The 14,002-nt window shown below is 67.8% G+C and carries 13 protein-coding genes; 10 read left to right on the top strand and 3 right to left on the bottom strand.

Going from position 1 to position 14,002, the window contains the following annotated elements; genetic code table 11:
- Window positions 1-12 precede the first annotated feature (12 nt).
- Window positions 13-876, bottom strand: a complete 864-nt coding sequence (locus tag NI1_RS23265; protein WP_067824628.1) for an ABC transporter permease — start codon at window positions 874-876, stop codon at window positions 13-15.
- Window positions 876-1,724 (bottom strand): MlaE family ABC transporter permease, encoded by an 849-nt coding sequence (locus tag NI1_RS23260; protein WP_067824626.1) that lies wholly within the window; start codon window positions 1,722-1,724, stop codon window positions 876-878. Before NI1_RS23260 ends, NI1_RS23265 begins: the two co-directional genes overlap by 1 nt.
- A gap of 137 nt (window positions 1,725-1,861) precedes the next feature.
- Between NI1_RS23260 and NI1_RS23255 the strand changes: the two genes are divergently transcribed.
- From NI1_RS23255 to NI1_RS23230, 6 genes are all read left to right on the top strand, one after another.
- Window positions 1,862-2,263, top strand: coding sequence for an SCP2 sterol-binding domain-containing protein (locus tag NI1_RS23255; RefSeq protein WP_067825273.1), 402 nt, complete (start codon window positions 1,862-1,864; stop codon window positions 2,261-2,263).
- The gene (locus NI1_RS23250; protein WP_067824625.1) at window positions 2,260-3,375 is read left to right on the top strand and encodes an NAD(P)-dependent alcohol dehydrogenase; all 1,116 of its coding nucleotides are present in this window, start codon (window positions 2,260-2,262) and stop codon (window positions 3,373-3,375) included. Before NI1_RS23255 ends, NI1_RS23250 begins: the two co-directional genes overlap by 4 nt.
- A complete protein-coding gene (locus tag NI1_RS23245; protein ID WP_067824623.1) occupies window positions 3,372-4,481 on the top strand; it encodes an NAD(P)-dependent alcohol dehydrogenase in 1,110 nt (369 codons plus the stop codon). The genes NI1_RS23250 and NI1_RS23245 overlap by 4 nt, the downstream gene beginning before the upstream one ends.
- The gene (locus NI1_RS23240; protein WP_067824621.1) at window positions 4,478-5,926 is read left to right on the top strand and encodes an aldehyde dehydrogenase; all 1,449 of its coding nucleotides are present in this window, start codon (window positions 4,478-4,480) and stop codon (window positions 5,924-5,926) included. The genes NI1_RS23245 and NI1_RS23240 overlap by 4 nt, the downstream gene beginning before the upstream one ends.
- A gap of 79 nt (window positions 5,927-6,005) precedes the next feature.
- On the top strand, window positions 6,006-6,947 hold the full coding sequence (locus NI1_RS23235; RefSeq protein WP_157535282.1) for an alpha/beta hydrolase: 942 nt from the start codon (window positions 6,006-6,008) through the stop codon (window positions 6,945-6,947).
- Between the two features lie 94 nt (window positions 6,948-7,041).
- On the top strand, window positions 7,042-7,695 hold the full coding sequence (locus NI1_RS23230) for a TetR/AcrR family transcriptional regulator (RefSeq protein ID WP_067824620.1): 654 nt from the start codon (window positions 7,042-7,044) through the stop codon (window positions 7,693-7,695).
- Between the two features lie 57 nt (window positions 7,696-7,752).
- On the opposite strand, the gene NI1_RS23225 is transcribed toward NI1_RS23230, so the two are convergent.
- On the bottom strand, window positions 7,753-8,541 hold the full coding sequence (locus tag NI1_RS23225; RefSeq protein WP_169815620.1) for an enoyl-CoA hydratase/isomerase family protein: 789 nt from the start codon (window positions 8,539-8,541) through the stop codon (window positions 7,753-7,755).
- A 105-nt stretch (window positions 8,542-8,646) separates the two neighbouring features.
- Between NI1_RS23225 and NI1_RS23220 the strand changes: the two genes are divergently transcribed.
- The 4 genes from NI1_RS23220 to NI1_RS23205 all read left to right on the top strand — a co-directional run bounded on the left by NI1_RS23220 (window position 8,647) and on the right by NI1_RS23205 (window position 13,976).
- Window positions 8,647-9,594, top strand: coding sequence for an alpha/beta fold hydrolase (locus NI1_RS23220; RefSeq protein ID WP_084523580.1), 948 nt, complete (start codon window positions 8,647-8,649; stop codon window positions 9,592-9,594).
- 92 nt (window positions 9,595-9,686) lie between these two features.
- Window positions 9,687-11,225: an aldehyde dehydrogenase family protein gene (locus NI1_RS23215; RefSeq protein ID WP_218026812.1), complete on the top strand. Its 1,539-nt coding sequence runs from the start codon at window positions 9,687-9,689 to the stop codon at window positions 11,223-11,225.
- A gap of 40 nt (window positions 11,226-11,265) precedes the next feature.
- Complete coding sequence (locus tag NI1_RS23210; protein WP_067824615.1) at window positions 11,266-12,912, top strand: AMP-dependent synthetase/ligase; 1,647 nt, start codon at window positions 11,266-11,268, stop codon at window positions 12,910-12,912.
- Complete coding sequence (locus NI1_RS23205; protein ID WP_067824613.1) at window positions 12,909-13,976, top strand: phosphotransferase family protein; 1,068 nt, start codon at window positions 12,909-12,911, stop codon at window positions 13,974-13,976. The genes NI1_RS23210 and NI1_RS23205 overlap by 4 nt, the downstream gene beginning before the upstream one ends.
- The last annotated feature ends 26 nt before the right edge of the window (window positions 13,977-14,002 follow it).

The following is a 14,002-nucleotide window of genomic DNA, read 5'->3' as shown; positions in this document are numbered from 1 at the left end:
TGCGTGAACCCCTTATCCGGAGAACGTGACCGGTGACGTGAAACCCCACAGCGCGAGGGTCAGCACCATGTCGAGGCTGATGATGGCGACGAAGCTGGCGCGGATGGCGCGTCCGGACGCGATACCCACGCCCTCGGGTCCGCCGTAGGCGAAAAACCCTTGGTAGCAATGGATCAGGATGACCGCGACCGCGAACACCACCACCTTGATCACCGCGGCGAGCACATCCCAGCCGAACAGGAAATCGGTGAAGTAGTGCTCGTAGACGCCGCTGGGTTCCCCGTGCAGCACGGTCACGATCAACGCCGAGGCCGAGTAGCTGAGGATGAGCGCGATGAGGAAGGTAGGCACGATCGAGACGATGGCCGCGATCACCCGGGTGGTGACCACGAACGGCACCGACCGGATGCCCAGGGATTCGATGGCGTCGATCTCCTCGGAGATGCGCATGGACCCGATCTCGGCGGTCATCCGGCACCCGGCCTGCGCCGCGAACCCGACTCCCGCCGCGATCGGCGCGAGCTCCCGGGTATTGGCGAAAGCCGACACCAGCCCGCTGATCTGCCCGAGCGCCACCATGTTCAGCGTGCTGTAGGCCTCGATGCCGATGGACGCCCCGATGGCCGCGCCCATCACCACCATGACCGCCGCGGTGCCGCCACCCACGATGACCGAACCGCGACCCCAGGTCATATCGGTCAGCGTCAGCATCACCTGGGATCGATAGTGGCGCAGTGTAAGTGGAATAGAGGACAGCACCTGCCATACGAAGCCGAGCACGAAACCCAACGCGTCGAACGGCTTCCACAGCTGCACATGCCGGCGCAGCAGCTCCAGCCGCCGCAGCGGAGCGGGCACGTACGACGAAGCGGCCATCACGCCATCCTCGCCGGGAAGAACATGGTGACGACCTGCGTGATGGCGGTGTTCACCACCGCGATCGAGACCACGGACAGAATGACCGCCGCGTTCACCCCGTCCGCGACCCCGCGTGGCCCGCCGCGCGCCTCCAGTCCGCGCTGACAGGCGATCACCACCACGATCAGCCCGAAAATGGTGGCTTTGATCAGCGAAACCCAGATATCGACCGGAGTGGCGAAGGCCCCGAACGATTCCCAGTAACTGCCGGGTGTGACGCCGAGCGCCGCGATCGCCATCACGTATCCGGCGACGATGCCCACGACCAGAATCAGGATATTGATCAATGGCGCGACCACCAGCATGGCCGCCATCCGCGGAACTACCAGGCGCTGAACGGGATCGATCCCCATGACCCGCATGGCATCGACCTCTTCGCGAATGGTCCGCGCCCCCAGATCCGCGGCGATGGCCGCGGCCCCCGCGCCACCCAGTAGCAGCCCGGTGGCCAGCGGTGCGCCCTGCTTGATCACCCCGAGCCCACCGGCCGCGCCGATCAGCGAATTCGCCCCCAGCTGATGCACGATATTGCCCACCTGCGCCGAGACGATCACGCCGAACGGAATCGCCACCAGCACCCCGGGAATCGCGGTCACGGTGATCAGGAACCACGCCTGCCGCACGGCTTCCTTCCACTGGAACCGCAGCCGCACGGCGTCCTCCACGCCGACCCCGGCCGCATGCGCCCCCGATCGCAGTGCCCGGCCCAGCGTGCCCAATCCCGACAACACGGTGCCGGAGATATTCCCCCGCAATGCCTGCCCGGCGCTGGTGCGTCCTTCGGCGCGGGCTTCGCGTGTGCTCATTGCCGAGCGCACCCCCTTTTGTGCTCCTCCTCGGCGTTGCTGCCGAGTGTCTGACTATTGGCTGTTGACTGTACGGGCGGTCAGTCGATTATGATAGGTGCATCACAACGAAATTTCTCCGGAAAGGCGTGGGCATCGTGGCCTATTTCTCCAATGCCGAAGAGGTCTACAAGTACATCGGCGGCGCATTCCGCCTGGCCGATGCGCATCCGCAGGCCGGACCGAAACTGCGCGGGGCGGCGGTCACGCTGCGCATCGACTACACCGACCCCAAGGCCACGCTCACCATCAAGCTCGCCGAACCGGCCATCGAGGTGATCGAGGGCGAGGACACCGACGTGGTGCCCGATATCCGCATGAGCATGTCCGCGGATAACGGAAACCGCTTCTGGCGCGGCGAATACAATGCGGCGGTCGGGCTGGCCAAGGGTGAGGCCAAGGCGCGCGGCCCGGTCAGCAAGATCCTCAAACTGCTGCCCGCCGCCAAGCCGGTCTTCCCGCTCTACAAGGACCTGGTCGCCGAGAAGGACGCGCAGTGACGGTCACCCGGGCGACGGTCGCGCTGGTCCGTGACCTCGAGTCCCCGCTGGAACTCACCGAGGTGCAGATCCCCACCCTGGAATCGGGGGAGGTCCTGGTCCGATTGCGCGGCACCGGCGTCTGCCACACCGACCTGGTCGCCCTCGAAGGCGGGATTCCCCTGGAAACGCCGTTCGTGCTCGGTCACGAAGGCGCGGGCGTCGTGGCCGCGATCGCCGACGATGTCACGGCGCTCTCGGTCGGCGACGCGGTGGTGCTGAGCTTCGATCACTGCACCGAATGCGCACAATGCACCAGCGGGCATCCGGCGTACTGCGAATTGTCCGGCGCCATGAACTATTTCGGCTCGCGCCTCGACGGCAGCACCACCCTGTCCGAGAACGGGGAGGAGGTGCACGGCAGCTGGTTCGGGCAGTCCTCGTTCGGGACCTACGCGGTGGCCAGCGTGCGCAATGCGGTGCGCGTCGATGCCGATCTGCCCCTGGACATCTTGGGCCCGCTGGGCTGCGGCCTGCTGACCGGTGCGGGCACCGTCCTCAATGTGCTGCGGCCCGAACCCGGCCAGAGCTTGATCGTATTCGGCGTCGGCGGGGTCGGGCTGGCCGCGATCATGGCGGCGCGGGTCGCCGGCTGTGATCCGATCATCGCGGTGGACCTCAATCCCGAACGGCTGGAGCTGGCCCGGGAACTCGGGGCCACGCACGTCGTCAACTCCGGGGAAACCACCGACCTGGGGTGGGCGCTGACCGAGATCACCGGCACGGGAGCCGATTTCGCCATCGAAACCGTCGGGCTCGGGCCCGTCGTGCGCACGGCGGTCGAGTCGCTGAAGACGCCGGGCCGCGCGGTCACCCTCGGCGCTCGCTCCATGGAGAACGAGATCACCATCGACCAGGGCAATCTGCTCATGGGCAGGCAACTGCTCGGTGTCCTCGAGGGCGATGCCGATCCGCACGAACTCATTCCGCGGCTGATCGAATTGTGGCGGGCGGGTCAGTTCCCGTTCGACCGGCTCGTCGAGAAGTTCCCGTTCGAGCGCATTACCGACGCCGTGGCGGCGGTGCGGGACGGCAAGGTCATCAAACCCGTGCTCACTTTCGGGGAATCATGACAACCGTACGAACCCGCGCCGCTGTCCTGCGCGCCGCCGACGCGCCCTTCCGGATCGAGGAGGTCGAACTCGACGCCCCCGGTCCCGGGCAGATCGTGGTGCGGATCGCGGGAGTGGGTATGTGCCACAGCGATTTCCTGCCGCGTACGCCCATGGCCAAACCGCCGATCATCACCGGCCATGAAGGCGCGGGCGTCGTGGTGGAACTCGGCGCCGGGGTGACCGAACTGGCGGTCGGCGACCACGTCGTGCTCTCGTTCGATTCGTGTGGCGCCTGCCGGAACTGCCTGGACGCGCAGCCCGCCTACTGCGAGAGCTTCTGGCCGCGCAACATGTCCGGCTTCCGGCCGGGCCGCGCCACCAATGTGCGTGATGCGCAGGGCGACCCGGTCAAGGGCAACTGGTTCGGGCAGTCCTCCTTCGCCGAATTCAGCGTGGTGGCCGCCCGCAATGCGATCAAGGTCGATCCGGCGCTGCCGCTGGAACTGCTCGGGCCACTGTCCTGCGGCGTGCTGACCGGGGCCGGGTCGGTGTTCACCTCACTGGGTGTGGAGGCCGGAGCGAGCATCGCGGTGTTCGGCACCGGCACCGTCGGACTGTCGGCGATCATGGCGGCCCGGGTCGCGGGCGCGGCGGTCATCGTCGCGGTGGACCTCAACCAGGAACGGTTGCGGCTCGCCGAAAAGCTCGGGGCCACACACACTTTCCTCGCTTCGACCGAGAACCTGGCCGAGGCAGTGAAGGCGCTGGTGCCCGGCGGGCTGGACTACTCGCTCGACACCACCGGCGTCCCGGAGGTGGTCTCGACCGCCATCGACGTGCTGCGGCTGCGGGGCGTCTGCGGCTGTGTCGGCGTCCAGCTGAAACCGCTCGTCGTGCGCCCCGACCAGCTCGCCTTCGGGCGGACCATCAAGGGCATTCTCGAGGGCGACAGCGTGCCGAAACTGTTGATACCCAGGCTCATCGAATTGTGGCGGCAGGGCCGCTTCCCCTTCGACGAACTGGTGCAGACCTTCCCGCTCGACCGGATCGACGAGGCCGAGCGGGCCATGAAATCCGGTGCGGTGGTCAAACCCGTGCTGATACCCGGAGAGGACACGCCATGACGGCGGATTACAACGCGCTCTACATCGGAGGGGAGTGGCGCGCACCGTCGAGTTCGCGTCGCATCGAAGCGTATTCGGCCAGCACCGAGGAGCTGCTCGGTTCCGTGCCGTCCGGCGAGGCCGCGGATATCGATGCCGCCGTCGCCGCCGCGCGGGCCGCCTTCGACAATCCGCAGGGCTGGTCGCGCTGGGAACCGGCGCGCCGCGCCGCCGTGCTGGAGCGCTTCGCCATCGAATTGGCCTCGCGCAGTGCGGATATCGTGCGCTACGTGAGCAGCCAGAACGGCATGCCGGTGCGTTTCGGCAAAGCCGTCGAGGGCACGGTGCCGGGCGTGATCCTGCGCTACTACGCGGATCTGGTGCAGCGGCAGGCGGAGTACGAGGTGCGGCCCTCGCTCGTCGCGGGCTCCACCGAAGTGCGCCGGGAACCGATCGGCGTGGTCGGCGCGATCGTGCCGTGGAACTTCCCGCAGACGCTCACCTTCTTCAAACTCGCCCCCGCGCTGGCGGCGGGCTGCACCGTCGTGGTGAAGCCGTCCTCGGAGACGGTCCTGGACGCCATGGTGGTCGCGGAAGCCGCTGCCGCCGCGCAGATTCCGCCGGGCGTGCTCAATATCGTGCCGGGGTCCGGCCGCACCGCCGGCGCGCACCTGGTGTCGCATCCGGGCGTGGACAAGATCGCCTTCACCGGCTCCACCGAGGCGGGCCGGACGATCGCGGAAACCTGTGGCCGCCTGCTCAAGCCGGTCACCCTCGAACTCGGCGGCAAGTCCGCGGCCATCATCCTCGATGACGCGGACCTGTCGGCGACGCTGCCCGGCCTGTTCGCGGTGAGCCTGATGAACCAGGGCCAGAGCTGCTACATCTGCACCCGCATCCTGGCCCCGCGCAGTCGCTACGGCGAGATCGTGGACGGCATCACCGATCTGGTGCGCGGGCTGAAAATCGGTGACCCCCTGGATCGTTCGACCGTGATCGGGCCGGTAGCCACCGCCCGCCAGCGCGAGATTATCGAGGGATATATCGCCAAGGGGCAGGCCGAAGGCGGCCGGATCACCACCGGCGGCGGCCGGCCCGCCGGATTCGACAAGGGCTGGTACGTGGAACCGACGGTCTTCGCCGACGTCGACAATGACGCCACCATCGCCCGCGAGGAGATCTTCGGCCCGGTGCTGGCCGTCATCCCCTTCGAGGACGACGCCGACGCGCTGCGCCTGGCCAACGACTCCGATTACGGCCTGGGCGGCACGGTATGGACCACCGACCTGGACCGCGGCACCGCGCTGGCCCGCCGCGTGCAGACCGGCAGCATCGGCGTCAACGGCTACACCATGGACCACGGCGCACCTTTCGGCGGCGTGAAAGACAGTGGCCTGGGCCGCGAATTGGGTCCCGAGGGCCTGGCCGCCTACCAGCAGTACAAGTCGATCTACCTGCCGAAGTAGCGCTGACCGATCGTACGGTCGATAATCTGATAGTGGGCGCTCGAGAGCCGGGCGGCCGAATGACCACAATGAGGTGATCATGTCCAGCCGCACTGTCGGGAACAATGCCGCGATGGGCGTAGCGGGTGCGGTGCGCGGCTTGGCGCAGCGCACCCTGCCCATCGGCGGGAACTTGACGGCCATGCGCATTCTGGGTGATTCCATCGGCGCGGTGCGCAATCCGTTCGGCGCGCGCACGCGCAGGCTGCGCGCGAGCCGGGTGCGCGGGCTGTGGGTGGATGCCGCGACCGCGCCGGCCGGCGGCGACACCGACCGGGGCGCGATCCTGTACCTGCACGGCGGCGGCTTCGTACTCGGCTCCTCGCAGTCGCATTACGGTCTGGCCAAACGGCTTTCGGCGGCGAGCGGACTGCCGGCGCTGGTACTCGACTACCGGCGTGCTCCCGAACACCGTTTCCCGGCGGCCGCCGACGATGCCCTGGCGGCGTATCGCTGGCTCATCGACAACGGATACGCGCCGGAACGGCTGACGCTGGCGGGAGACTCCGCGGGCGGACATCTGGCGGCTGGATTGCTGAACGACATCGTGCGCGTGGGACTTCCGATGCCGGCCGCCGCCTACCTGATGTCACCGGTGGTCGACGTCGACCCCGACCGGGTGCGCGACCCGGACCCGGTGATCCCCGAGGAATTCGGAAAAGCCTGTATACGTGCGTATCTGGGGGAGGCCGTCAGCTCCGATCCAAGACTGGACATCCTCGCCGCCGACAAGCACCGATGGCCGCCGACGCTCATCCAGGCCGGCTCCACCGAATGCCTGCTGCCCGAGATCGAAGCGCTCGCCGCCGGATTGCGGACCGCCGCGGTGCCCTGCGAACTACAGGTCTGGCCGGACCAGGTGCACGTGTTCCAGGCGCTGGCCCGTTTCCATCCGGCCGCGCGCGCCGCGCTCAGGTCCGGCGGCACATTCCTGCGTGAGGCCGTCGAATCGTCGGACGCCGCGGGCCGTCGCTCGGCCTGAGTACCGCCGCGCCGACGCTGAAACGGCGGTGGACCGGCGGAGGCGTTAGAATATCGACCGTTCGTACGGTTAATTTCTACTCCGGGAGGAACCAGTGGCCAGACCGGCAGGCCGGCGCACCGAGATTCTCGAGACCTTCATCCGGCACGTCGCCGACCAGGGTTACGAGAAGACCAATCTCGGCGATATCGCGGGCGAGCTCGGGATGTCCAAGGGCACCATCGTCCATCACTTCGGCACCAAGGCGCAGATGCTGCGCGAGCTCGAAGAGAACTACATGACCCGCCAGCTCGACGCGGTCCGCCGGATGTGGGAACAGCTCGAGACACCGCAGGAGCGCATCGCCTCCATCTTCTACGCTTCGACGATCTTGCAGGTGACCGATCGCGCCGCCACCATCGCCAGCCAGCGTGAGGTGGTGCAGCTCTCCGATGATCCCGCCATGCAGGAGGTCCGCAAACTGCGGGCGGAATTGCAGCGCATGACCATGGAGGAACTGCAGCGCGGCATCGACGCCGGTGTCTTCCGGCCGGTCGATGTGGAGGTCGTGGCCCTGCAACTGTGGGGTTCCATGCAGTGGATGTGGGTGTGGTTCCGGCCGGAGGGCCAGCGCACGCCCGAGGAGATCGCCGCCACCTTCGCCGATGTCTTCCTCGGCGGCCTGCTCGTGGACCGCTTCCCGCTCGCGACCCTGACCGACCCCAAGGGCCGCATTGTCGAGGTCGTCCGCGCCGCCTACGCCGCCTGAAAAACGAAGGCCCGGGAGACTTTTCGTCACCCGGGCCTTTCGCTGTCCGCGCGTGGGTCAGTGGTGATTGTCCAGCCACGCCTGGGCATTGGCGAAGAAGTCCGGATGGCAGATCAGCTCGGCCTGGGTGCGGGGTTCGATCTCGAGCAGGGTGGTCTCCAGATCGGCCGCGGCGGCCTGCCGCAGGGTCGCCTTGATCATGCGCGCGGCATGGGTGGGAATGCGCGCCCAGCGTTGGGCGAGTTCGATTGCGGCGGTGAGGGCGTCGTCGGCGACTCGGCTCACCAGGCCCACCCGCAATGCCTCCTCGGGTCCGATGGGCTCACAGCTGAGCAGTAGATCCAGTGCGCGGGCGTGACCGATCGCGGCCGGAAGCGTATACGAGACCCCGGCATCGGGCCCGATCGCCATCCGGGCGAAGGTCGCGCCGAACTTCGCGCCCGGCCCGGCGATCCGCAGATCACAGCCCAATGCCATGCCGAGCCCGCCACCGATGGCCGGACCGCTGACCGCGGCGATGGTGGGCTGCGGCAGCCGTGCGAATTCCAGCGAGAAGCCGTGCAGATCGCGCATCCAGGCCATGGTGGCCTCCTGCTCGCGCGGCGCCATCTCGTCGAGGCTGCTCAGATCCATGCCCGTGCAGAAGCCCCGCCCGGCACCGGTCAGGACGACCACCCGGGTGTCGGGATCCGTGGCGAGCGGGCGCACGGCCGCCGTCAGCAACGGAATCCGCGACGGGCTCATGGCATTGAGCCGTGACGGCCGATCCAGCACCACCACCGCCACTCCGTCCGCGGGTCGCTCGACTCGAACGACGTTCTCCTGTATCGCTACCCGGTCTGACATCGCCATCTCCATTGTTGACTGTACGTGCGGTTAGTTTTAGTGTTGCCAGTGACCGCGCTCACGTCAAGTGCGGCTGGCTGATGCTGAGTACAAGGGAGTAGCGGCATGCCGAAATCTCTGAAATTCGCTCCGGACGCCCACGCGACCGGAGTCCTCGGACATCCGGAACCCCGCGAGACCCGCGCTGTCATCTCTGCGGACGGGACCGCGCTGCATGTCCGGGAGTACGGCGATCCGTATTCGGATCCCGTTGTGCTGGTGCATGGTTGGTCCGTCGCGATCGAATTCTGGAACCCGCAGATCAATGCCCTGGCCGCCGACAACCGGGTGATCGCCTACGACCAGCGCGGCCACGGCCGCAGTGCCGCGGGCTCCCGACCGTTCGGCGACCGGGTGCTGGCCGAGGATCTGTCGGCGGTGCTGGCCGCGACGATCGCACCGGAGACGCCCGCCACCGTGGTGGGGCACAGTATGGGCGGGGCGACCGTGCTGGCCTGGGCCCAGCACTTCCCCGAGGAAGTGCCGCGCTATGTGGATTCGGCCCTGCTCGCCAATACCGCCACCGGGTTGTCGGAGGGCCGGGAGGGCATGCGCCGGCGGCAGGATCGGCTCTCGCGACTGATGACCGCCATGGCCGTGGCGCCCTTGCCGTCCCCGCCGCGCCGGTTGTCCCGCTCGATGTTCCGGAAGGTCTCGCTGACCGCGGACGCACCGCTCGAACTGGTCGACTTCGGCCAGCGACTGGCCGCGCTGTGCCGGCCGCGAGTGCGTTCCGAATGGGCGAAAGTCCTTCAGCAAGTGGATGTTTCGGAGGGCGTGAAAGCCCTTCGGGTGCCGACCACGGTGCTGTACGGCGAGCGCGACGGCCTGCTGCCGCCGAGCGAATCACAGCGCACCGCCGAGTTGTTCCGGCTGGCCGGGAACCTCGACCGCGTGATCGCGCTGCCCGAGTCCGGGCACGCCAGCAATATGCAGGCCATCGACGAGTTCAATGCCGAGATCGTGCGGCTGCGCGGGCTCTCCGGGCGGCCGATCGGGCTGACGGGGCTGTAAAGGCGCCGGTAGACCTTCACCGGCCTTGACTGTACGGCCGGTCAGTTGAGATAGTGATTCAGGCAACACCGAGAGAGGGGCCGAGCCCTACGATGAGTACCGACACAGCCGTCCAATCCGAGGTGGACGTACCGCATTACGCGATGTACATCGGCGGTGAGTGGGTCGATGCGGCCGAGCGCTACGAGATCCGCAGCCCGGCCACCGAACGCCTGATCGCCACGGTCGCGCGCGGCGATCTGTCCTCCGCCGACCGCGCGGTGGCCGCCGCGAAAGCCGCGCACGAGGACGGCGGCTGGCGTTCGACCCCGCCGGCCCAGCGCGCCCAGGTGCTGCGCACCGTCGCCGACCGCTTCGCCGAGCGCACCTACGAACTCGCCGCCCTGCACGCGGAGGAGATCGGCGCGACCCTGCGCGTGGCCGAGCCGTTCCACTTCGGCGCGGCCCTGCCGCACATGCACTATCTGGCCGATCTCACCGCCCGCTACGAGTTCGAAAGCGGCGGCCCCACAGTGCATCCCGTGCTCGCCGCCGGGAAGGTGCGGCGCGAGCCCATCGGTGTGTGCGCGGCCATCGTGCCGTGGAACATCCCGCTGCCGCTGTCGGTGTGGAAGGTCTTCCCGGCCTTGGGGGCGGGCAATACCGTCGTCATCAAGCCCGATGAGCACGCGCCGCTACTCCTGCTGGAGCTGGCTCGCGAATTCGAGGCGGCCGGATTGCCCGCCGGCGTCTTCAATGTGGTGACCGGCGAGGGCGAGATCGTCGGGGCGCGCCTGGCCGATCACCCGGACGTGCGCAAGATCGGTTTCACCGGGTCGACCGCGGTCGGCAAGGAGATCATGCGCAGGGCCGCCGGCAACGTCAAACGCCTCACCCTCGAACTGGGCGGCAAGGGCGCGAACCTCGTGCTACCCGACGCGAATCTCGAAGAGGCAGTGGACGGTTCGCTGTTCGCGTTCCTCATGCACTCGGGCCAGGGCTGCGAGTCCGGCACCCGGCTGCTGCTGCCGGACGCGCTGCACGACGAGTTCGTGGCGCGCATGATCGAGCGGGTCAAGACCCTGCGCTTCGGCGATCCCATGGACTACGACACCGATCTGGGCCCGGTCTTCTCCGCCGCCCAGCGCGATCGCGTTCTCGACTACATCCGCATCGGGCAGGACGAAGGCGCGACCCTGGCCTACGGCGGCGGCGTGCCCACCGGACCCGGCCTGGACAAAGGCTTCTGGGTCGAGCCGACCATCTTCACCGATGTCACCAACGACATGCGGATCGCACGCGAGGAGATCTTCGGGCCGGTGGTCTCGGTGATCCGCTACCGCACCATCCCCGAGGCCATCGCCATCGCCAACGACAGTGACTACGGCCTGTCGGCGGGCGTCTGGTCGACCGACCCCGCGCTCGCCTTCGAGGTCGCCGAACAGCTGGAGGCGGGCATGGTCTGGATCAACGACTGGCATCTGGCCCCGCCGGAGTATCCCTTCGGCGGCGTCAAGCAGAGCGGGCTGGGCCGGGAGGCCGGACCGCACGCCCTCGACGAATACACCGAACCGAAGTTCATCTCCTTCGACCTGTCCGGCGGACTGGACGGAAAGCCCTACGGCCTGCTGCTGAGCACCCCGGCCAGCTGACCCGTCCACATCTAGGCGAAGATTCACACAGGAGTACCCCATGGCCGAACCGCAGACCCTGCCCCAGGCGTTCCAACGCCAGGTGGCCGACCATCCGGACATCGTCGCGCTGCGCAATTTCGACGGTGCGCAGACCTACACGTGGGCTGAGTACGGGGCCGAGGTGCGCCGGCTCGCGGGCGGATTCGCCGCCCTCGGGCTGGGCCGCGGCGACGTGTTCGCCAGCCTGCTCACCAACCGGCCCGAGTTCAATCTGACCGAGATGGCCGCCAATCATCTGGGCGCGACCACGTTCTCGATCTACAACACCTCCGCACCGGAACAGATCAATTATCTGCTCACCCATTCGGATACGAAGATCCTGGTGACCGAGCGGCAGTACCTGGCGAAGCTGGAGGAGTCCGGCGCCGTCGTCGAACACGTCTTCGTGGTGGAGGACGGCGATCTGGACCGGCTCGCGCCCGCGCCCGGATTCGACTTCGAAGCGGCCTGGAACGCGGTGCTGCCCGACGACGTGCTGTGCATGATCTACACCTCGGGCACCACGGGGCCGCCGAAGGGCGTGGAGCACACCCATCGCGGCGTGCTGGGGATGCAGGGAGCGGTCACGAGCACGTTCCCCATCGACAGCGGTGATCGCCTGATCTCGTACCTGCCGTCGGCGCACGCCGCGGATCGGTGCGTCACCTATTACTTCAGCATTCTCAATGGCGCGCAGCTGACTACGCTCAACGACTTGTCGCGACTGCCACAGACTTTGGCCGAAGTCCGGCCGACCATTTTCACCGCCGTGCCCCGGGTGTGGGAGAAGCTGAAGGCGGGCGTGGAGTTGCAGCTCGACGCGAACGAGCAGCTGCGCGCCGGATTCGAGGCCGGTGTTCCGCAGGTGATCGACGCCATCCGCGCGAAACTCGGTCTGGAACAAGTGAAGTGGGCGATGACCGGTGCGGCGGCCTGCCCGCTCGGGGTCTTCACCTTCCTGCGAAAGCTGCGCATCCCGGTCACCGATATCTGGGGCATGTCCGAGATCGGCTTGGTCACCGCCGCGCCGCCGGAACGCGCCAAGCCCGGCACCATCGGCACTTTGCTGCCCGGTTACGAAGGGCGCGTGCTCGACGACGGTGAGCTGCTGATCCGCGCGCCGTTCACCATGAAGGGCTACCGCAATGATCCGGCGCAGACGGCCGAAGCCAAGGACGCCGACGGCTGGGTGCACACCGGCGACATCGTGACCGTGGACGACGAGGGGTACTACACCATCGTCGACCGCAAGAAGGAACTCATCATCAACGCGGGCGGAAAGAACATGTCGCCCAGCAATATCGAGAGCGCCATCTCCACCGAGTCGCTGCTCATCGGCGCGGTGGTGGCCATCGGGGACGGGCGGCCCTACAACGTCGCACTCGTCACCCTGGACGGCGCGGCGGTGCCCGCCTTCGCGGAGAAGTTCGGTCTGGATCCGGATCCGGCGGTGCTGGCCAAGGACGCGCGGGTGCTCGAGGCCGTCCAGCAGGGGGTGGACGCGGGCAATGCGAAACTCGCGCGGGTGGAGCAGATCAAGAAGTTCGCGCTGTTGCCGACCGTGTGGAACGAAGGCGGGGAAGAGCTGACCCCGACCGGCAAGCTGCGCCGCAAGCCCATCGCCGCCAAGTACGCCGCCGAGATCGAAGCGCTGTACGCCGAATGACATTGTCCAGCAACGAAATCGAATCGGAAGCCGTGGCTTGGCAGCCCATCGACCCCGAGGCGGTGGGCGCGTGGATGGACGCGGAGGGCCTGCCGCCGGGCGCTGTCACCGACATCCAGCCGATCGGCGGCGGGACGCAGAACATCATGCTGCGCTTCCGTCGCGGTGGGCGCGAGTATGTGCTGCGCCGCCCGCCCCGGCATCTGCGGCCGGTCAGCAATGACGTGCTGCGCCGCGAGGCCCGGCTGCTACGTGCCTTGCGCGACACCGACGTTCGCGCGCCTCGCGTGATCGCCGTGTCCGATGACGGACCGGCGCTGCCCGGTCTGGTGGGCTATCTGATGGAGCCTGTCGACGGCTTCAACCCGGGTACCGACCTTCCGGACCTGCACGCCGGAGACGCGGCCGTGCGGCACGCCATGGCGCTGTCGGCCGTCGAAGGCATCGCCCGGCTGGGAGCGCTCGACCACACCGCCCTCGGGCTGGCCGATTACGGCAAACCGGAAGGGTTCCTGGAACGCCAGGTGCCGCGCTGGCTGCGTGAACTCGACGGATACCGATCCAATCCGGGATACGCCGGACCGGAAATCCCTGAGCTGGAGCAGGTTTCGGCCTGGCTCAAGGCGCATCGCCCTACCCGGTGGCAGCCGGGCATCATGCACGGCGATTGCCATCTGGCCAATATGATGTTCCGCCACGACGGTCCCGAACTGGCCGCCATGGTGGATTGGGAAATGTCCACCATCGGCGACCCGCTGCTCGATCTGGGCTGGCAGATCGCCACCAGCCCGTCCGGGGCGGCCGGTGCGGCGGTCACCCCGAAACTGGCTGCCGCGGGCGGTCTTCCGACCGCGGCGGAGATGATCGAGCACTACGCCCGTTTCTCCGACCGGGATTTGAGCGCCATCACCTGGTACACGGTGCTGGCCGGGTTCAAACTCGGGATCATTCTCGAGGGCACGCATGCCCGTGCCGTCGCGGGTAAGGCGCCCAAGGCCATCGGCGATCACCTGCATGCGATCACCCTGCAATTGTTCGCCGAGGCCGCTGCGCTGATCGACTGAACAACCGAGCGGAATACGAAATCGGC

This window comes from Nocardia inohanensis NBRC 100128 (assembly GCF_001612945.1).
Lineage (GTDB): Bacteria > Actinomycetota > Actinomycetes > Mycobacteriales > Mycobacteriaceae > Nocardia > Nocardia inohanensis.
This window is presented reverse-complemented; position numbering and strand designations above follow the sequence as displayed.